This is a genomic window from Profundibacter sp. (genome assembly GCF_965277155.1).
Classification (GTDB): domain Bacteria; phylum Pseudomonadota; class Alphaproteobacteria; order Rhodobacterales; family Rhodobacteraceae; genus Profundibacter.
In genome coordinates this window covers 269,875-288,055 of record NZ_CBDIBV010000004.1, presented here as the reverse complement: position 1 = coordinate 288,055, position 18,181 = coordinate 269,875, and the positions used below count along the sequence as shown (strand labels likewise).

Annotated in this window: 17 protein-coding genes and 1 pseudogene; 3 read left to right on the top strand and 15 right to left on the bottom strand. The window is 57.4% G+C overall.

The genetic code is table 11. The features are described from left to right. Nucleotides 1-9: 9 nt before the first annotated feature. The 8 genes from gyrB to mutM form a co-directional block, all read right to left on the bottom strand. Complete coding sequence (gene gyrB / locus ACQY4M_RS03405; protein WP_428540820.1) at nucleotides 10-2,427, bottom strand: DNA topoisomerase (ATP-hydrolyzing) subunit B; 2,418 nt, start codon at nucleotides 2,425-2,427, stop codon at nucleotides 10-12. An 87-nt stretch (nucleotides 2,428-2,514) separates the two neighbouring features. Next, nucleotides 2,515-3,324, bottom strand: a complete 810-nt coding sequence (locus ACQY4M_RS03400) for a nucleotidyltransferase domain-containing protein (RefSeq protein WP_428540817.1) — start codon at nucleotides 3,322-3,324, stop codon at nucleotides 2,515-2,517. Next, the gene (gene recF / locus ACQY4M_RS03395) at nucleotides 3,321-4,433 is read right to left on the bottom strand and encodes a DNA replication/repair protein RecF (RefSeq protein WP_428540814.1); all 1,113 of its coding nucleotides are present in this window, start codon (nucleotides 4,431-4,433) and stop codon (nucleotides 3,321-3,323) included. Before recF ends, ACQY4M_RS03400 begins: the two co-directional genes overlap by 4 nt. Then, nucleotides 4,430-5,548 (bottom strand): DNA polymerase III subunit beta, encoded by a 1,119-nt coding sequence (dnaN, locus tag ACQY4M_RS03390; RefSeq protein WP_428540811.1) that lies wholly within the window; start codon nucleotides 5,546-5,548, stop codon nucleotides 4,430-4,432. The genes recF and dnaN overlap by 4 nt, the downstream gene beginning before the upstream one ends. A 105-nt stretch (nucleotides 5,549-5,653) precedes the next feature. Beyond that, on the bottom strand, nucleotides 5,654-6,994 hold the full coding sequence (gene dnaA / locus ACQY4M_RS03385) for a chromosomal replication initiator protein DnaA (protein WP_428540808.1): 1,341 nt from the start codon (nucleotides 6,992-6,994) through the stop codon (nucleotides 5,654-5,656). 564 nt (nucleotides 6,995-7,558) lie between these two features. Beyond that, nucleotides 7,559-7,822 (bottom strand): 30S ribosomal protein S20, encoded by a 264-nt coding sequence (gene rpsT / locus ACQY4M_RS03380; RefSeq protein ID WP_428540805.1) that lies wholly within the window; start codon nucleotides 7,820-7,822, stop codon nucleotides 7,559-7,561. Nucleotides 7,823-7,984: 162 nt separating this feature from the next. Continuing rightward, complete coding sequence (locus ACQY4M_RS03375; protein WP_428540802.1) at nucleotides 7,985-8,761, bottom strand: enoyl-CoA hydratase; 777 nt, start codon at nucleotides 8,759-8,761, stop codon at nucleotides 7,985-7,987. 63 nt (nucleotides 8,762-8,824) lie between these two features. Next, the gene (gene mutM, locus ACQY4M_RS03370; RefSeq protein WP_428540799.1) at nucleotides 8,825-9,655 is read right to left on the bottom strand and encodes a bifunctional DNA-formamidopyrimidine glycosylase/DNA-(apurinic or apyrimidinic site) lyase; all 831 of its coding nucleotides are present in this window, start codon (nucleotides 9,653-9,655) and stop codon (nucleotides 8,825-8,827) included. A gap of 72 nt (nucleotides 9,656-9,727) precedes the next feature. On the opposite strand from mutM, the gene ubiE reads away from it, so the two are divergent. Both ubiE and ubiB read left to right on the top strand, forming a co-directional pair. Beyond that, nucleotides 9,728-10,480, top strand: coding sequence for a bifunctional demethylmenaquinone methyltransferase/2-methoxy-6-polyprenyl-1,4-benzoquinol methylase UbiE (ubiE, locus tag ACQY4M_RS03365; protein ID WP_428540796.1), 753 nt, complete (start codon nucleotides 9,728-9,730; stop codon nucleotides 10,478-10,480). A gap of 3 nt (nucleotides 10,481-10,483) precedes the next feature. Next, the gene (gene ubiB / locus ACQY4M_RS03360; RefSeq protein ID WP_428540793.1) at nucleotides 10,484-12,019 is read left to right on the top strand and encodes a 2-polyprenylphenol 6-hydroxylase; all 1,536 of its coding nucleotides are present in this window, start codon (nucleotides 10,484-10,486) and stop codon (nucleotides 12,017-12,019) included. Here the strand turns inward: ubiB and ACQY4M_RS03355 are convergent. Together ACQY4M_RS03355 and ACQY4M_RS03350 are read right to left on the bottom strand one after the other, a co-directional pair. After that, on the bottom strand, nucleotides 12,016-12,678 hold the full coding sequence (locus ACQY4M_RS03355) for a flagellar hook capping FlgD N-terminal domain-containing protein (RefSeq protein ID WP_428540790.1): 663 nt from the start codon (nucleotides 12,676-12,678) through the stop codon (nucleotides 12,016-12,018). The two genes, ubiB and ACQY4M_RS03355, sit on opposite strands and share 4 nt — an antisense overlap. Nucleotides 12,679-12,689: 11 nt before the next feature. Beyond that, nucleotides 12,690-13,040 (bottom strand): flagellar hook-length control protein FliK, encoded by a 351-nt coding sequence (locus ACQY4M_RS03350; protein WP_428540787.1) that lies wholly within the window; start codon nucleotides 13,038-13,040, stop codon nucleotides 12,690-12,692. A 306-nt stretch (nucleotides 13,041-13,346) separates the two neighbouring features. Here ACQY4M_RS03350 and ACQY4M_RS03345 point away from each other — a divergent pair. Beyond that, nucleotides 13,347-14,572, top strand: a pseudogene (locus ACQY4M_RS03345) (IS256 family transposase). Nucleotides 14,573-14,609: 37 nt separating this feature from the next. Here ACQY4M_RS03345 and ACQY4M_RS03340 read toward each other — a convergent pair. From ACQY4M_RS03340 to ACQY4M_RS03320, 5 genes are read right to left on the bottom strand one after another with little or no spacing between them, the layout of a single operon-like run. Beyond that, nucleotides 14,610-15,206, bottom strand: coding sequence for a hypothetical protein (locus ACQY4M_RS03340; protein WP_428540784.1), 597 nt, complete (start codon nucleotides 15,204-15,206; stop codon nucleotides 14,610-14,612). Continuing rightward, nucleotides 15,207-15,623, bottom strand: coding sequence for a C40 family peptidase (locus ACQY4M_RS03335; protein ID WP_428540781.1), 417 nt, complete (start codon nucleotides 15,621-15,623; stop codon nucleotides 15,207-15,209). It abuts the gene before it with no gap. After that, a complete protein-coding gene (locus ACQY4M_RS03330; RefSeq protein WP_428540778.1) occupies nucleotides 15,623-16,147 on the bottom strand; it encodes a hypothetical protein in 525 nt (174 codons plus the stop codon). The genes ACQY4M_RS03335 and ACQY4M_RS03330 overlap by 1 nt, the downstream gene beginning before the upstream one ends. Beyond that, entirely contained in the window at nucleotides 16,144-16,566 is a 423-nt protein-coding gene (locus tag ACQY4M_RS03325) for a hypothetical protein (RefSeq protein WP_428540775.1), read from the bottom strand. The genes ACQY4M_RS03330 and ACQY4M_RS03325 overlap by 4 nt, the downstream gene beginning before the upstream one ends. Further along, complete coding sequence (locus ACQY4M_RS03320) at nucleotides 16,563-18,062, bottom strand: hypothetical protein (RefSeq protein ID WP_428540772.1); 1,500 nt, start codon at nucleotides 18,060-18,062, stop codon at nucleotides 16,563-16,565. The genes ACQY4M_RS03325 and ACQY4M_RS03320 overlap by 4 nt, the downstream gene beginning before the upstream one ends. Nucleotides 18,063-18,181 lie beyond the last annotated feature (119 nt).

The window sequence follows — 18,181 nt, the reverse complement described above, 5'->3', positions numbered from 1 at the left end:
AAAGGATCGTTAGAAATCCAGATTTTCCACATTCAGCGCGTTCGTCTGGATGAATTCGCGCCGCGGCTCGACCACGTCGCCCATCAGTTTGGTGAACAGATCGTCGGCCTCGGCCACGTCGTCGATTTTCACCTGCAGCAGCACCCGCGCTTCTGGGTCCAGCGTGGTTTCCCACAGCTGATCGGGGTTCATTTCACCCAGACCCTTGTAGCGTTGCAACGACAGGCCCTTTTCACCCTCGGCCAGAATGGCGTCCAACAGGTCAATTGGGCCAAAGATCGGCACTTCGCGATCCTTGCGAACTAGTTTGGCGGGTTTGGAATAGACCTCTTGCAGGGTTTCGGTCATCGACCCCAGTTTGCGCGCCTCGCCCGAGCGCAAAACGCGGCCGTCCAATGTGCGCACTTCGTCCACACCGCGCAGCATACGGGTCAGGCGGATACCGTGATCCTGCGTTGGACGCCCCTGCCAGCCGCGTTCGTATTCTTCGGCGATCAGGTCCAGACGGGTGGCAACCGCATCGGCCACGCCTTGCAGATCCGCATCGGCCTGTCCTGCGACAAAGCCACCGGAAATTGCAGTCTGTTCCAGAATGTGACGCGGGTAAAGCGTCGGAAAAGCCTCGAGGATACGGCGCACTTGCCGAGCCTCGTTGATCACACGGACCAGATCCTGACCGGTGATTTCCTCGCCTGATTCCAGCCGCAAAGTGGCGCCATCAACGCCCATTTCGATCAGGTAGTCCTCAAGCGAAGCCTGATCTTTCAGGTACACTTCGGATTTGCCACGGCTGACCTTGTACAGCGGCGGTTGGGCGATATAGAGGTAGCCGCCCTCGATCAGTTCGGGCATCTGACGGAAGAAAAATGTCAGCAGCAGGGTGCGGATATGCGCACCGTCCACATCGGCATCGGTCATGATCACGATCTTGTGGTAGCGCAGTTTGGAAATGTCGAATTCGTCACGGCCAATGCCGGTGCCCAGCGCCATCACCAGATTGCCGATTTCCTGTGATGCCAGCATCCGGTCAAACCGCGCCCGCTCGACGTTCAGGATTTTACCCTTCAGCGGCAGGATCGCCTGTGTCTGCCGGTCACGACCGGTTTGCGCCGATCCACCGGCGCTGTCCCCTTCCACCAGAAAGATTTCGGTCTTTGAGGGGTCTTTTTCCGAGCAATCCTTCAGCTTGCCAGCCAGAAAATTCACATCCATTGCCGATTTGCGGCGGGTCAGTTCGCGGGCCTTGCGGGCGGCCTCGCGGGCGTGGGCCGCTTCTAGGATTTTACTAACGATCATCTTGGCTTCGTTCGGGTTTTCCTCGAACCACTCGGACAGCTTTTCGTTTACAAGGCTTTCGACGACTGGCCGCACTTCGGAAGACACCAGCTTGTCTTTGGTCTGGCTCGAGAACTTGGGGTCTGGCACTTTGACCGATAACACGCACGTCAGCCCCTCGCGGGCATCATCGCCGGTAAAGGAAATCTTTTCCTTTTTCGCGATACCAATAGACGCAGCGTAATTATTGATCGTGCGGGTCAGCGCACCACGGAAACCCGCCATATGGGTGCCGCCATCGCGCTGCGGGATGTTGTTGGTAAAGGGCAGTACGTTTTCGTGGTAGCTGTCGTTCCACCACATGGCAACCTCGACTGTGATGCCCTCTTTTTCGCCGGTGAATGAAATGGGATCAGGCAACATGCCGGATTTTGAACGGTCCAGATAGCGCACAAATTCCCGCACGCCACCCTCGTAAAACAGATCGGCCTTTAGCGGCTCGGCGGGGCGTTCATCGGTCAGGATGATCCGCACGCCGGAATTCAGAAACGCCAGTTCGCGCAGACGGTTTTCCAGCGTGTGGAAATTGTATTCCAGATTGGAAAATGTCTCGGTCGAGGCCATAAAGCGCACCTCGGTGCCGGTGCGATCACCACATTCGCCAACCACCTTTAGCGATTCGACCGTGTCGCCATGTTCAAACCGCGCAACGTGTTCCTTGCCGTCACGCCAGATGCGCAATTCCAGCCATTCGGACAGGGCATTCACCACCGAAACACCAACCCCGTGCAGACCGCCCGAGATTTTGTAGGAATTGCTGTCGAATTTACCGCCGGCGTGCAACTGGGTCATAATAACCTCGGCCGCCGAAACGCCTTCTTCCTCGTGAATTCCCACCGGAATCCCGCGGCCATTATCGCTGACTGATACGCTGGAATCCGCGTGGATAATGACGGTTACGGCGTCGGCGTGACCTGCCAGTGCCTCGTCAATACCGTTGTCCACAACTTCATACACCATATGGTGCAGGCCCGAGCCATCATCGGTATCCCCGATGTACATTCCAGGGCGTTTGCGAACCGCTTCTAACCCCTTGAGAACCTTGATAGAATCCGCACCATATTCTTCGGGATTCTTATTGTCGTCAGCCATACGCGCAATCCTTGTTCGTTTCGCTGATTTATACGGGGTTTGCAGAAGAATGTCACGAGTCTGGCGTAATATTTAGGGGCGGTGGGATTATAGGCAAACAGATTGTGTATAACGCCGGTGTATGCGGTTTGCCTCGTCCCACAGGTGTTGGCGTTCGCCCTCTTTTCCGGCCGTTGATAGCCATTCCTCAGCGGCCTCTGTTTCTTGCAGGATTAACGCATCCAGCAAGGGATCGGATGCCGCGACTTCGGCCTTCTCACGGGCCTTTTTCTTTAGGATCGTCATACGCTCTAGTGCGGCAGTTTCCTGATCGGACAGAGATACCCCCTGCATCAGATCCGCCATTGCCATCGGTGGCATAGGCTGATCGTGCAAACGCATCCAGCGTAAGGCGAGCATCGGGCGCAAGGTATAGAAATACCGTTTCAGACGCAAGCTGCCGGCAGGATTCATAAGGCGGCGCTGTTGTCGGCGCAGCATGGACAGATAGTGCCACGTCACCGATTTCCGCGTCAGGGCACGACGGCTAAAATTGGTCAAATCGGCAATAACGCCTTCTGCCTCATGATAACAAATCGGGGACTGCAGCCATTCCCCGATCACCGCGTTTGACGATAAGGCGAGGATCAGGGCCTTACTTAATTCCCAGCCGGACAGATCCAGCTCATCATCTATCGGGCGTTCGATCACATCGCGCTTTTTGCCAAGAGTCAGATGCCATTCAACCAGACGCGCATAAACAAAACGCACATCATAATCGCTGTCGGGGGAATGGAACCCCCAAGCGCGCGAGCCGGATTCGATTGCAAACAGAATCTGCACGTTTTCCTCGGCAGAAATTTCGTTCAGGCGATCAACAATAACCTTGTGCATGTCCGCATTGACTGCGTCGTTCATTCTTTGCCCTCCTCAACGTTTGAAATACTGTTTTCCTCGGTCACTTGCAGATACATCGCCCGATCCCCCAGTGCCGAGAACAGTTCAGCGCCGGTGCCTGTCATCCATGCCTGCGCGCCCAAGGCGCAGATTTCATCGTACAGTGCGGCGCGGCGGTCAGCGTCCAGATGGGCGGCGACTTCGTCCAGCAGCAGGATTGGCGGGGCGCCCACCTGTGCCTTTAGCGCCCGCGCGGTGGCAAGGATCAGCGACACCAGCAGCGCCTTTTGCTCGCCGGTGGAGCAATCACGCGCGGGCACGCCCTTTGCGGTGTATTCGGCGAACAGGTCGGCACGATGCGGGCCGGTCAGGGTGCGACCTGCCAACAGGTCGCGGGAACGGCTTTGGGCAAAGGCATCCAGCAGCGATGTTTCGTCCATCAGCGCGTCCGAGCCTTCGGGGTGAATCAGGGTCAGGGTGGCCGTCGGGAAGGATGTTTCGGCTTCGGCCTGTGCGGATACCAACTGTTCCAGCGCGGCCATCCGGTTGGCGTGGATTTCGGCCCCTGCGCGGGCCATTTGCGTCTCTAACGCGGCATACCAGCCCGCATCGCGCTGCCCGTCCTTCAGCAACCGGTTGCGTTCGCGCATGGCTTTTTCATAGGTCAGAACGGCCTCGGCGTGGGATGGCGTAAAACTCATCGTCATGCGGTCCAGAAACCGCCGCCGTCCCTCGGCCCCTTCGGTCCACAACCGGTCCATCGAGGGCACCAGCCACAGAACCCGTGCAATACGACCCAACGCCACTTGCGGTGCGGCTTTGCCATCTATCCGCACGTTGCGCGAGGCCCCGCCCTCGGACCATGTTTCGACCTCGTGCATCTGGTGCAGACTTTGCAGAATTGCCGTGATCTTCCAGCCCAGCGCCTCGGGCTTGCGGGTCATTTCGTCGACGGTGGCACGGCGCAACCCGCGACCGGGCGACAGCATCGACACCGCTTCCAGAATGTTGGTTTTGCCTGCCCCGTTCGGCCCGTAGATCGCCACGGGCCGCGCATCCAGCGCCAGAACCAGAGCCTTGTGCGAACGGAAATGCGAGAGCTTAAGCTCTATTACACACAGCTCTGTCAAACGCGCATCGGCATCACGACATAGACGGCCGAGGTATCATTCCCCTCGCGCATCAATGTCGGATCACCGGAAGAATTGAACATGAACACTGCGTTTTCACGATCGACCTGTGAGGCGATTTCCAGCAGGTATTTCGCATTAAAGCCAATCTCCAGCGGCTCGTCACCATAGGCCACGGCCAGTTCTTCTTCGGCCGCACCACTGTCAGGCGCGTTGACAGACAGGATCAACCGGTCTTCGTCCAGCGACAGTTTTACAGCGCGCGAGCGTTCGGAGGAAACGGTGGCCACACGATCAACCGCTTTGGCAAATTCGGCGGCGTCCACTTCCAGTTTCTTGGTGTTGCCAGTGGGGATAACGCGGGTGTAGTCGGGGAATGTGCCGTCGATCACCTTGGAGGTCAGGGTGATTTCCGGCGTGGCAAAGCGCACCTTGGTTTCCGACACGGACACGGCGATTTGCACATCGTCGTCTTCCAGCAGTTTGCGCATTTCGTTTACGGTTTTACGCGGCACGATCACGCCCACCATATCGGCGGCACCCTCGGGCAGGTCGGCATCGACACGGGCCAGACGGTGGCCATCGGTGGCCACACAGCGCAGCACCTTGCCGCCTTCGGCATCGGCCACATGCATATAAACGCCGTTCAGATAGTAACGGGTTTCCTCGGTCGAAATGGCGAATTTGGTTTTGTCGAACAACCGGCGCAGCACTTCGGCCTTGGCCGAGAAGTTGGCAGCATATTCGGACGACGCCATCACGGGGAAATCTTCTTTGGGCAAGGTCGCCAACGAAAAATTCGAGCGCCCCGCTTCGATCGTCAAGCGGCCCGAGGTGCCGTCATCAGTCAGTTGCACCAGCGCCCCGTCCGGCAGTTTGCGCACGATTTCATGCAGCATCACGGCGGAAACCGTGGTGGCTCCGGCACGTTCGACCTGACCGACGATTTTGTCCACCACCTCGATATCCAGATCTGTGGCGCGGAAACTGACAGTTTCGCCCTCGGCCTCGATCAGCACATTTGCAAGGATCGGAATGGTGTTGCGCCTCTCGACTACGGATTGCGCCTGTGCGACGGCCTTTAGCAGGTCTGCGCGCTCGATACTGATTTTCATTCCCATCGCTCCTACAGGGTATCGGGGCGACGAAATTACCTGATTTCGTGCCCCGCTCAAGTCTTTTGTTGGAATGTCAGCCGTATTGGCCTGCGCGTCAAGCGTTTAGGCCTCTAATGCGCGCCTTAACAGGTCCAGATCATCGGAAATCTGGCTATCAATCGCCTTTAGCTCTTCGATCTTGCGCACACCGTGCATAACCGTGGTGTGATCGCGCCCGCCAAAGCGGCGCCCAATCTCGGGCAGGGACCGCGAGGTCAGCTTTTTGGCCAGATACATTGCGATTTGACGCGGACGGGCCAGATTGCGCATCCGGCGCGGGCCGATCAGGTCGCTAAAGCGGATGTTGTAATGTTCGCTAACCTTGCGCTGGATTTCCTCGATGGTGATTTTGCGGTCCGAAGCCCGCAGCACATCGGCCAGACAATCCTGCGCCAGTTCCAGCGTGATTTCGCGACCCACAAGCGAGGCAAAAGCGAACAGACGGGTCAGCGCGCCTTCCAGCACACGGACGTTAGTGGAAATGCGGTGGGCCAGAAATTCCAGCACCCCGTCAGACATCACCAGATCGTCGTTCTTGGCGCGGTAGGCGTCAACCTTGGTTTGCAGGATACCAAGGCGCAGTTCGTAATCGGTCGGGTGCAAATCGACCACCAGACCCGATTGCAGACGCGATTTAATCCGCTCCTCAAGCCCCTTGATTTCACCCGGCGCACGGTCGGCGGAAATGATGATCTGTTTGTTCTGGTCCACCAGCGCGTTGAAGGTGTGAAAGAATTCTTCCTGTGTGCTGTCCTTGCTAGCGATGAATTGCACATCGTCCACCATCAGCACATCGACCGAGCGGAACAGCTGTTTGAAATCCATCATCTTGCGTTCGCGCAGGGCCTGCACAAAGCGATACATGAATTGTTCCGCCGACAGGTAAACCACATTCAGATCGGGACGGCGGGATTTTAGTTCATGGGCGATGGCGTGCATCAGGTGGGTTTTGCCCAGACCAACGCCCCCATACAGGAACAGCGGGTTAAAGCTGACAGGGCCACCTTCGGCCACGCGTTTGACGGCGGCATGGGCCAGCTCGTTCGGCTTGCCGACAACGAAACTGTCAAAGGTAAAGCGGGCATCCAGCGGGGCGCCGGGCAGTTCGCCGGCGGGTATTGGCGCGGTTGTTTTGGCGGTTGTGGCCAGTTTGGCAGGCGCCCGTTTGGAAACGGCAAATTCGATGCGCGTTACAGCGGAACCCGCAGTGGTCATCAGATGTTTGATCTGGTCTGCAAAATTGCGACGCACCCAATCGCCAATAAACTGGGTCGGCACGGCAAAGGTGGCAACGCCATCTTGCAGACTGGAGAACACCAGCGGCTCTATCCAAGTTGAATAGTTATTTGCCCCCACCGATTCTTGTAGCTTCTGTCGTACTTGGCCCCACAACTCATCCGTCATTCTGTATTACCCGTTTTCAAAACTCTAACTGCCAAACCGGACAAGAGATGGCATTTCTGCCAACCCACCCGAAGCTACATGCCCCTCACAAGTCGCCATTGCTACCGCATAGCCCATAGGCCGATACACCGAATTAACGGTGCACATAGCGGTGCGTTTACTGGACATGTCCGGCACCAAAGACCAATCAAAAAAACCCGATCGGTCAGGCGCCTTCGCTCCGGCATCCCTTAGCCTGCATACGGCCAGAGATCCGAACATCAACCAAACGCCCTGATTGCGGATTGTTCAGCGCATGATCCTGAGCAATCAGGTCTCTGCGCTTTCCGTTTTTCAAGGCTTGCCGGGTTGCATGTCCCCCAAGACGATGTGAATCGCTTGGGTAAGCTAGCAAGGTCAAACGGGACCACGCAACAGAACTTCGATCTTGACTCAAAGATTGTTAAATCGAATCTGTCGAGGAGATATTTTTTCCAATAAATCCGGTGAAACAGTGGCCTTTTGAAAACACAAAAGGACGCAAACCCGAGGCTTGCGTCCTTTCACTTTTCGAGAATCAGTAGATTAGCCCAGAGCTTTGACCCGAGCGGACAGGCGCGACATTTTGCGCGCAACTGTGTTCTTGTGGAAAATGCCGCGCGATACGCCGCGCATCAGTTCCGGCTGTACTGCACGCAGGGCAGTCTGTGCTGCTTCTTTGTCGCCGCTTTCGATTGCTTCTTCTACTTTGCGCAGGAAGGTGCGAACGCGTGTGCGGCGGGCTTTGTTGATTTCATAACGGCGCTCGTTCTGGCGGGCGCGTTTCTTTGCTTGGGGCGAATTTGCCATGTGTCGATTTCCCTTTCAGGGGTCAGTTTACTATTTCGTTCGCGCAAAAAGCCCCGTCCGAGTTTGTAACCGGTCGTTCCGGCCAAAGCGGGCCTCTCACGCATGTATGGCGGCCTAATAGGATAGAATCATCCGAATTGAAAGGCCAAATTTCAACCCGCCCTATTTGCCGCGGAACTGTGCCTCGCGTTTTTCCAGAAAGGCGTTCATGCCTTCGGACTGATCCTCGGTCGCAAACAGAGAATGGAACAGGCGGCGTTCAAACAGCAGCCCCTCGCGCAGGCTTGTTTCATAGGACCGGTTCACCGCCTCTTTGACAGCCATTGTCGTCAGCAGGGACTTTTCAGCGATCTTTTGTGCTGCGGCCATTGCCTCGTCCATCAGCTTTTTCGCTGGCACGACACGACTGACCAGACCGGAACTTTCAGCCTCGGCCGCATCCATGAAACGTCCCGTCAGGTGCATTTCCATGGATTTGGATTTGCCCACGAACCGCGTCAACCGCTGGGTGCCGCCAATACCGGCGACCACGCCCAGATTGATTTCGGGCTGGCCGAATTTCGCATTGTCCGCCGCAAGGATGAAATCACACATCATGGCCAGTTCGCAGCCACCACCCAGCGCGTACCCTGCCACAGCGGCAATCACGGGTTTGCGCATTTTCAGCAACTGTTCGGTTTCGGTGCCAAAGAAATCTGACATGAACATATCGACAAAGCTTTTGTCGGCCATTTCCTTGATGTCGGCCCCGGCGGCAAATGCCTTTTCCGATCCGGTGATGACAACGCAGCGCACCTTTTCATTTTCATCCGCCGCCTTCAACGCATCCGCCAATTCCCCCAGCAGTTGGGAGTTCAGCGCATTCAGCGCCTCGGGTCGGTTCAGTTTGATAAGGGCAACGTGGTCTTCGGTTTCGACGATTAGGGTCTCGTAAGCCATGGAATCATGCCAAGTTGTTTCTGTTGGGAACGATTCCCTAGCATTTCTGACCAAGGGTTCAAGTTATCTTTGGCATTGCGCACAATAGAAAGTTGAGCGTCCCCCCTGCGTGATTCGCCGGATTTTGCCGTCACATCCCTTGGTTAGACAGGGTTCCCCCTCGCGTCCGTAGGCGCGAAAGCTGTGTTGAAAATATCCCAGTTCGCCATCGGCCTGACGATAATCCTTAAGCGACGATCCACCCGAATCAATGGCTTCGTTCAACACATCACGGATTGCCGGCACCAAGGATCGCACGCGTGTTGCCGATAGCTGCCCCGCCTTACGCGTCGGAGAAATCCCTGTCCGCAACAGCACTTCGCAGACATATATATTTCCCAGCCCCGACACGATTTTCTGATCCAGAAGCGCGGTTTTGATCGGGGTGTTCCGGCCTTTTAGCCGGTCCAGAAGATAGGCTTCGTCAAAGCTGTTTCCCAATGGTTCAGGCCCCAGACTGGCCAGCAGCTTGTGCCCTTCGGCCTGATCAGTGGCCACCAGATCCATCGCCCCGAAGCGGCGCGTATCGTTGAACACCACGCGGGCGTCGTCCTGCATGTGAAGCACAACATGATCGTGTTTCTGAATGTCGGGGTGATCGCCTTTGGATATCAGCATCCGCCCCGACATACCCAGATGGATCAACAGGGTTTCCCCCGAATCCAGATCGGTCAGAATATACTTTGATCGCCGCCGCAGCCGTTCCACCCGCTTGCCAGTCAGCCGCTGTTCCATCCCGTCAGGAAACGGCCAGCGCAGATCAGGGCGGCGCACCTGCGCGCGGATGATCTGTTTGCCCTCCATTACAGGGATCAGCCCGCGACGGACTGTCTCGACTTCGGGTAATTCGGGCATATGCGGCTCCCTCTCATTGTATCGGGCGGCAAGGGTATTATAAGGGGGTCAAGTATCAAGGATGATCCGACAATGAGCAACAGCAACGAAAAAACCACCCACTTCGGTTTCCGGACCGTCGCCGAGGACGACAAGGCCGGAATGGTTCACGGCGTGTTTTCCAATGTCGCCAGCAAATACGATGTGATGAATGACGCCATGTCGATGGGCATCCACCGTATCTGGAAAGACGCGATGATGAACTGGCTGGCCCCGCGCGCCGGGCAAAAGCTGCTGGATGTGGCGGGCGGGACCGGTGATATTTCCTTTCGCTTTCTGAAACGGGCCGGACGCGCGCATGCCACGGTGCTGGACCTGACCGAACCGATGCTGGTCGAGGGCGCCAAACGGGCCGAGGCCTCGCAACTGGCGGATCAACTGGACTGGGTGGTAGGTGACGCGATGGCGTTGCCGTTCAAGGATAATACCTTTGACGTTTACACCATTTCATTCGGCATCCGGAACGTGACCCGCATTTCCGATGCCCTGTCCGAAGCTTTTCGCGTGTTGCGCCCCGGCGGGCGTCTGATGGTGCTGGAATTCAGCCAGATCCCCAACGACATGATGCAAAAGGTGTACGATCTTTATTCCTTTAACATCATCCCGCGTCTGGGACAGTTGATCGCCAATGATCGCGACAGTTACCAGTATTTGGTCGAATCCATCCGCAAATTTCCCGAACAGGAAACATTCGCGCAAATGATACGCGAGGCCGGTTTTGAAAACGTAAAATACCGCAATATGTCGATGGGCATTGCGGCGCTTCATTCCGGGTGGAAAATCTAGCAGATGCGCGGACCTCACAATATCTGGCGGTTGATCCGCACAGCGGCCACGTTCGAGCGCACGGGCGCCTTGGGTGTGGTGCTGAATGAAATGGATGCGCCCACCTCGATCCGGGTCGTGGTGCGGTTGTTTGGCTGGACCATGCGCTGGGCGGGCCTGAAGGGCGATCCGAACATGCCGCCTGTCACGCGGGCACTGAATGCGCTGGGACCGGCCTATATCAAATTCGGTCAGGTGCTTTCGACCCGCCCCGATCTGGTGGGCGGTGATCTGGCAACACAATTGCGGGTATTGCAGGACAAACTGCCGCCGTTTCCAACGGATGTGGCCAAAGCCACTGTGGAAGAAGAACTGGGGAAACCTGCGGACGATATTTACAGCGAATTCAGTGATGCTGTTGCCGCAGCTTCGATTGCACAGGTGCATTATGCACGGTTGATCAATACCGGCGAAGAAGTGGCCGTAAAGGTGCTGCGCCCGAATATCGAACGCGCCTTTCGCAAGGATATCGACGCCTTTTATTTTGCCGCATCGGTAATCGAATTTCTATCGCCATCCTCGCGCCGCCTAAGGCCGCGGGATGTGATCGAGCATTTCGACCACGGTGTGATGAGCGAACTGGATTTGCGCAGCGAGGCCTCGGCCGCGTCGGAATTTGCCGAGAACACCAAGAACGACGAAAAGTTTCAGGTGCCGCTGGCAAATTGGGAGTTTTCCAGCCGCCGGGTGATGACACTGGGCTGGGCCGACGGGTTGCCGTTGGGCGATAACGATGCGCTGGACGCTGCGGGGCATGACCGTGTGGCGCTGGCCAAGCGGGTGTTGCAACTGTTCCTGAGCCACGCCTTGCGCGACGGGTATTTTCACGCCGACATGCATCAGGGCAACATGAAGGTGGCCGCCAATGGCGACATCATCGCCTATGATTTCGGGATCATGGGGCGAATTGATGAATACACCCGCCGCGTCTATGCCGAAATCCTGATCGGATTTATCCGGCGCGATTACAAACGCGTCGCCGAAGTGCATTTCGAGGCTGGCTATGTGCCCGCCGACCGTGATGTTGATGAATTTGCCTCGGCCTTGCGGGCCGTGGGCGAGCCGATTTTCGGCATGGATGCCTCGCAAATTTCAATGGGGCGACTGTTCCATTACTTGTTCGAGGTTACCGAACGTTTCGGCATGGAAACCCGCACCGAACTGATTCTGCTGCAACGCACAATGGTGGTGGTCGAAGGCGTGGCGCGGTCACTGGACCCCTATATCAACATCTGGGAAGTCGCACGGCCCGTGGTCGAGGATTACATCAAATCCAACCTTGGCCCCCGCGCAATGATGCGTGACCTGCTGAAAACCGCGCGGGTTTTGGCGCGGTTTGGGCCGGAATTGCCCAAAATGGCCGAAGCTGCCTTGATTCACCATTCGCAACCGCCTGTAAAACCGCAAACGACATCCCCTTGGAGGCCTGCAATGTATATCCTGTTGGGGGCCGTAACGGCCTGGACAGGGTTTCTGTTGGCGCTTGCAGTATTATCCTAAACAGGGTCACGCAGGGCAGATACCGAAGTCGATGGTACCTCGACCCCGCCTTCCAGCACCAGAATGGTTTCGCCGTTCCGGCTTTTGGCCTCCAGCACTCTGGAGTAGATTTCTGCCTTGTTTGTCGCGATCAATTCATCGCCTGAATAGCTTTCCACCTCGAAAGTATACAGCCCGTTTGAAAACGGTGCGCCATTCCCGTCCACACCGGCCCACTGGATTTCATCTGTTGACGGGGTGAAATCCTGCCGCTGCACTTCGTTTCCGCTGCTGTCCTTGACCACCAAAACCGCACGATCGGCACTGGCCGCCGGATTGGGGGAAACGCTGATTGGGCTGCCGTCAAAATTGGCCGCGGCCGCAGCACGGGCATCCAGCCCGATCCAGGTGGCCATTTCCCCCATGCCCATCACGCTCATTTGTGCGCCGAGCGCCTCGAGCAGATCATTGGTTTTAACCTGTTGTTCAACACCGGAGAATTGCGCCAATTGGCTGGAAAAATCATCAGAACTCATCGGACTAAGCGGGTCCTGGTTTTTTATCTGTGCAGTTAGCAGTTTCAGAAAAACATCATAATCAGAATTTACCGCTTCCTTATCTGTTGCTGCATTCCCGGTTTGGGTTGCTGCCTGAGAGGGGGGTGTATTTGTGACTTGCATTGTTTTTCCTTTCAAAGGCGCAGATCAAGCCCGTTTGACGGTTCCAAAGAAACCCGCGCAGGGTGGATGTTTTCAATTTCGGTTGGGGGGGCAAATTTTGCGGCATGTCGGGTTTGCGCATCCGGGTTGTTCCCGCCAGCATTTTCACGGTCATGTTGCGAAAACTGGAACCCCACATCTGCGTATCCCATATCGCGAAACTCTTGCGCCAGCGTTTCGATATGGCGTCGCATCAGGTCCATCGTCTCGCCGCGTTCGGCCAGCACAGCAACATTAATACCCCCGTCTGTCAGGGTAAACGTCAGACGGACTCGACCCAATTCATGAGGGTTCAAGGTTAATTCAACCGGCCGTTCGGGCATTTGGCGCGCCACATCCGCCAATTGCCGCGCGATATGTCGCGGGATTTCCGGCTGTGTAACCGCTGCGTTTTGCTGCGTGGGCGTCAATACCGTTGCATGTGAAGGTCTGGATAGAATATCCAGGGGTTCAAACGCAGTATTGCTATCAATCGGAACTGTCTCGTTTGTCTCCTCACTGGTCATCAGTGTTGTAACAGGAATAGCCTAGGTAGTGTCGCGAGTTTGGTGGAAATTCGAGGACGGCGTAATCTCCGGGTGCATCGAAGCCACCCAACCGGCGGCTGGAACCGCCAAGGAGATCACGCCATGACAAAGAATACAGCAACATCGACATCCGCGCTACTGGCCAATGAAGCAGGCTATGACCCGATTGAAGACCGGCTGCGCCAGAACATCCGCGCGACGATCGAGGCGGTTTTCGAAGAGGAGCTGGAGCAGTTTCTGGGCCGTTGCCGGTATGGCCGCAGCGGCGGGGCAAAGGCCGGATACCGCCACGGGCATCGCGAGCGGCAACTGGTCGGAACATTTGGAACCGAAACGGTGCGCGTGCCGCGTGCGCGGATCACAGGCGAGGCCGGCAAGGCCAGAGAATGGCGCTCGAAGGCATTGCCCCGCTACCAGCGGCTGACGAAGAAGGCCGAGGCGCTGATCGCTGCTGTCTACCTTTCGGGCACCAACACACGGCGGGTAAAACGCGCCCTGTTCGGCCTGTTTCAGGGGGCGGTCAGCAAGGATGTGGTGAGCCGCGCCTGGCGCAAGGTGAAGGTGGACTGGCAGGCGTGGTGCGCCCGCAGCCTTGCGGATGAAGACATCGTGCGGCTGATCCTGGACGGCACCGTGATCAAAACGCGGATTGACAGGAAGGCCACCAATATCTCGGTTCTGGCCGCGATTGGCGTGCGCCGGGATGGGCAGAAGGTCTTGTTATCACTGATGAACATGGGCGGCGAAAGCACCTCCGCCTGGCGTCAGTTCATCAACGATCTGGATGCGCGCGGGTTGAAACGGCCGAATTTGTCATCGTGGACGGGGCACCGGGACTTGAGGTCGCTCTCATTGCCCTCTGGGGTGAAGATCTGCCGATCCAGAGGTGCACGGTGCACAAGCACCGCAACCTTCTGGCCAAGGCACCCAAGCGTATGCATGATGAGTTGACAGAAGATTACCGCGACATGATCTACGCCAAAACACCCGAGGAAATCGCCACCCGCCGCAAGGCATTTCTGCGAAAATGGCGGCTGAAATGCAAGGCCGTCGCTGACAGCTTGGAAGAAGCAGGAGATAAGCTTTTCACCTTCACGCGTCTGCCACAAGGCCAGTGGAAATCGGCCAGAACGACAAATGCGATCGAACGCCTGAACGAGGAATTCCGCCGCCGCATCAAGACCCAGACCGTGCTGCCATGCGCCGAGACCGTGCCGATGCTGCTTTGGGCTCTGATGGCCTCGGGGCAGATCGTCATGCGAAAGGTCGATGGCTGGGAAACGCTCGCTCAGCCCGTCGCCGACGCAACCCTTGACCAAGCCGCCTGACCGGCGCATAACTCAACCCGCTCGGAGGTGCCTGAAATCAATTTCCACCACTTTCGAGACACAACCCTCCGACGATCTCGGTGTAGGACAGCGCACCGTATGGCGGTGCAAACCGGTGTTTTCCCAATACAAGGGGAACAGGTTCATCCCGGCGCAGGGCGTTCTGCAAACCGGAAATCGAATAAGTGTTCTTTTTGCTGATATCATCGGGTGTTGGCACCGGAATCAATGCGTTCAAAAGCAGCGACCCGACCACATTGAGACCGGCAGCGATCAGACTGATCCCCAGTTTGCTGGTGATCCCGAAAAAACCCGCCACGGCAGGTGCAAAAGCCAGTGCCACCACCGAAATAACAACGGTCAGAATGCTGCGCAGGGCCGACTTGCCCGGAATCAGCCGGATGATAACCTGCACGCCGGTGCGTGGGCGGATGCAGTGCCAGAACCGCCGCTCGATGATTTGTGCTCCTTTGGCCGTCACCAGACAGACCCGCAAATTCTCGTGCTCGCAAACCGGCAGACCCGGCATCGTGTGCTCCACCATTTCCAACATGGTCAGCCCCTCTGGCAAGGCAGCGTTGATGCGGCCCTGTCCGGGATCAAGCAGCGGGGAGGCTATTACAGGGACCGTCATTCAATCCTCCTTTAACCGGGTTTGAATATGGCGATAAACGCCGACAAAACGCGATGCCCAGCGCGGATCTGTGCAGTCCTCGACCTTGGCTGCATCATCGGACTGGATATGCAACATCCACCGGTCATCGATCACGATGGCCACATGGGTCGACAACCGTCCGTGCCGGTACAGGATCAGATCAAACGGACGCGGGTTGTCGACCGGCTGCCATATCTGTTTGTCATAGTGGCGATCCAGCAGCGCGGCGACCTCTGCGGCTTCCTCGGCGCTGGAATAGCTTTCTGTGTATGACGGCAGGGCAATCCCCAGTTCCCGCGCATAGACCAGCCGTGCCAGCCCCCAGCAATCGCACCCGTCAAAGCCGCGCCCTCGATCAGAATAGGGGATGCCGATATATCCGTCAGACCACGCCATCAGCGGAACAGCCCCGGAAACCGGTCTTTGGTGAATCTGTCCATCGGCACCGATTCCTCCTCGATGGGAGCACGGGAAATCGAGATCGAAACCTCGCCTGCGTTTCCGTCGACACCGATGATGTTCAGATTGCGGTATTCCGCCTCGACCAGATCAGGGGACGAGGCCAGAACCACCGCCATATGCACCACGGGCCGGTCGGTGAAACTGCGCAACACATGCGCGATTTCATTGTCGACATTTTCCAGCACCAACGTGGCTGCGGCTGGCGCGTCTTCCAGATCGGACGGGAACTCGGCCGAGGCCAAAATGAACAGATAAGGGTCGGTCTGCGGGTCCGCCCCGGACCAGCTGGAGCGGGTGCCATAAAGCAGCGGCTCGACTGACAGCCGTTCGGTCGGGTCGGTTGACAGGCGCACCGGGGCGGGCAATTCCGTATGCTCGACGGTTAGTAGAACGACTTCGACTTCAGGGCTGCTGGCCTCTTCAAGGGCCGCGCGGGCATTTAGGGAAACCCGTCTCATGGCAACACCGCGATCTGGAATGCAATCCGGAACCGGATGCCCTTGACGGTTTCGCGCGGGGTCGATGCGCCGAACAGGCACAACCAGCGGGCCGACAAAAGCAGGGGCGCGCCGCTGCTGGTCAGCAACGGGTTGCCGCTGGCGTCCAGCATTGACCAGCCATCGGTGGTCGGGTCGGGCATCCAGAACGGTTTGGTGCCCAGTTTTGTTGCTGTCCGGTAAAAATTGTCAAAGACCGCTTTCTCGGATCGGGGCACGTCAATCGTCATTGAATATTCTCGCACCACGCTGGAAAAACGTCGCCGGTATGCGGGTGGGCCGGTTTCACCGGATTTGCTTTTACGCCCGTCCTGCAGCTGTGACTGGAACCCGTTTCGCATTGGACGTGGCAGGCTGTCGGGCCAAGTGGCAACGCTCATCGTAATGCCCCCCCGGGCCGCAACCCGTATTTACGCTTCAGAACGCGATCAGCGCCACCTCCGGCCGTAGTCATGGCATCCCCCACCGCATCGGCCAGCACCAGCTTGTGAGAGCGCCGTCCGCTGCTGTCGACGGTTTCCTCGACCTCGCCATGAACGGGGGTCGAGGACTGGTTGTCGATCACGATCAGCGGGGCCTGTGATGCACCGCCCGTACTGCCCTGATTTCGCATATAGGCAGGGGCCACCAGACCACCGGCCGCAAAGCCCGGAATGTCATTGCCTGCATTAATCAATTCCAGCAGCCCGCGATGTTTTTTTGTTGCGGCGGCATTGACCATGAATTCGCCACTGCTGCCCCACATCAACACATCATCCGAGGTGCCACCCCCGCGCCCGTAGATCATGCCGCCCTCGGCATTCGCCGGAATGGCAGCCGGTTTCAGCCCGGGGAAAGCCGCGCCCAAAACCATACCGATTAGCCCGCCCGAACCGCCCGTGCCTAACAGGGCGGCCAGCGGGCCTTCACCCAGCAGGATGGCTTTCAGCGCCGCTGCCTCGATGCTCTGGCCAACACTGTCCATCACATCGGCCAAACTCTTGCCTTGCAGGATCAGACCATCCAGCGCGTTGTAGGTTGTGTCGGTCAAAAAGTCCCATGTGTCCTTTTGCTGCTCCAACCCCTTGGATTCGGCATTACGCTGGGCAATCAGGTCGGCAATGGTCTGCTTTTCTGTTGCGGTCGCCGTAGCCATCGCTTCGCGATTGCGCAGCATTTCCTTTTGTACCGGATCGGTCTCGCGCAGGATCGCCAACTCGTCCTTCAGGCTCTGGATCAGTTTCTTGGTCGCATTTTCCTGCTTGCGGCTTGCACCGCCGCCACCACGATGTTTGCGCGGCGGTTTGTAGTTCTCCAGAAATACGATGGCGTCACTGTTTTGCCAGTCAGAAATACTCCCGCCCTGTTTGCGGGGATCGCCTCCGCGCCCGGCCCCGGCACCTGCTTGCCCCATAGCCGCGATCTGTGCGGCTGTTTCCAAGGAAATCCCAAGGGCTGCGGCCAACCTTTCAGCCTCGGCAGCTGCACTCGATACCCCGCCCGCCATGTTGAGAGAGGCCAGCGCCTGTCCTTTCTCGAATGCCGCCAGCAATTCGGCTTTCAGATCGGCAGACACATTCATTGTGTCCAGCGTATTTTCGAACACTCTGCGCTCGGCTGCGGCACGCAATTGCGCAACCTGCGCCGATCCTTCGCCATAGCGCAGTATGGCAGCACGGATCGCATTTTCCTGCTGCAGGGTTTGCAGCATCTGTTGCGCAGAAGCGGCTTCCTGATAATTGGATTTCACCCGTGCCGATGCATATTCAACGGCGCTTGCCGCCCATTCTGCCAGTGGATTTCGGGGGGGATTGGCTTTGTCCCATGTGGACATCAGCGTGGCTTTCAACTCTTTGGCCACACCCAGTTCTTCAACTTTCTGTGCGTAAATTGTCAATGAGCATTTAAAACTGACCCGGTTTCGGCATTTAAATTTGCCCCCCCCTTTGTGGCGCAAAGCCCCCAGTCGGGCCGCCTTCATGTAGCGAGTCCGTCTGGGGGCTTTGCTTGCGGAAC

Coding starts and splice junctions, on each gene's coding strand:
- rpsT (WP_428540805.1), bottom strand. CDS start 7,822: ATGGCAAATTCGCCCCAAGCAAAGAAACGCGCCCGCCAGAACGAGCGC.
- ACQY4M_RS03375 (WP_428540802.1), bottom strand. CDS start 8,761: ATGGCTTACGAGACCCTAATCGTCGAAACCGAAGACCACGTTGCCCTT.
- ACQY4M_RS03340 (WP_428540784.1), bottom strand. CDS start 15,206: ATGACGGTCCCTGTAATAGCCTCCCCGCTGCTTGATCCCGGACAGGGC.
- dnaA (WP_428540808.1), bottom strand. CDS start 6,994: ATGACGGATGAGTTGTGGGGCCAAGTACGACAGAAGCTACAAGAATCG.
- mutM (WP_428540799.1), bottom strand. CDS start 9,655: ATGCCCGAATTACCCGAAGTCGAGACAGTCCGTCGCGGGCTGATCCCT.
- ACQY4M_RS03400 (WP_428540817.1), bottom strand. CDS start 3,324: ATGAACGACGCAGTCAATGCGGACATGCACAAGGTTATTGTTGATCGC.
- ACQY4M_RS03330 (WP_428540778.1), bottom strand. CDS start 16,147: ATGAGACGGGTTTCCCTAAATGCCCGCGCGGCCCTTGAAGAGGCCAGC.
- ubiB (WP_428540793.1), top strand. CDS start 10,484: ATGCGCGGACCTCACAATATCTGGCGGTTGATCCGCACAGCGGCCACG.
- gyrB (WP_428540820.1), bottom strand. CDS start 2,427: ATGGCTGACGACAATAAGAATCCCGAAGAATATGGTGCGGATTCTATC.
- ACQY4M_RS03350 (WP_428540787.1), bottom strand. CDS start 13,040: ATGCCCGAACGGCCGGTTGAATTAACCTTGAACCCTCATGAATTGGGT.
- ACQY4M_RS03335 (WP_428540781.1), bottom strand. CDS start 15,623: ATGGCGTGGTCTGACGGATATATCGGCATCCCCTATTCTGATCGAGGG.
- ACQY4M_RS03355 (WP_428540790.1), bottom strand. CDS start 12,678: ATGCAAGTCACAAATACACCCCCCTCTCAGGCAGCAACCCAAACCGGG.
- dnaN (WP_428540811.1), bottom strand. CDS start 5,548: ATGAAAATCAGTATCGAGCGCGCAGACCTGCTAAAGGCCGTCGCACAG.
- ubiE (WP_428540796.1), top strand. CDS start 9,728: ATGAGCAACAGCAACGAAAAAACCACCCACTTCGGTTTCCGGACCGTC.
- ACQY4M_RS03325 (WP_428540775.1), bottom strand. CDS start 16,566: ATGAGCGTTGCCACTTGGCCCGACAGCCTGCCACGTCCAATGCGAAAC.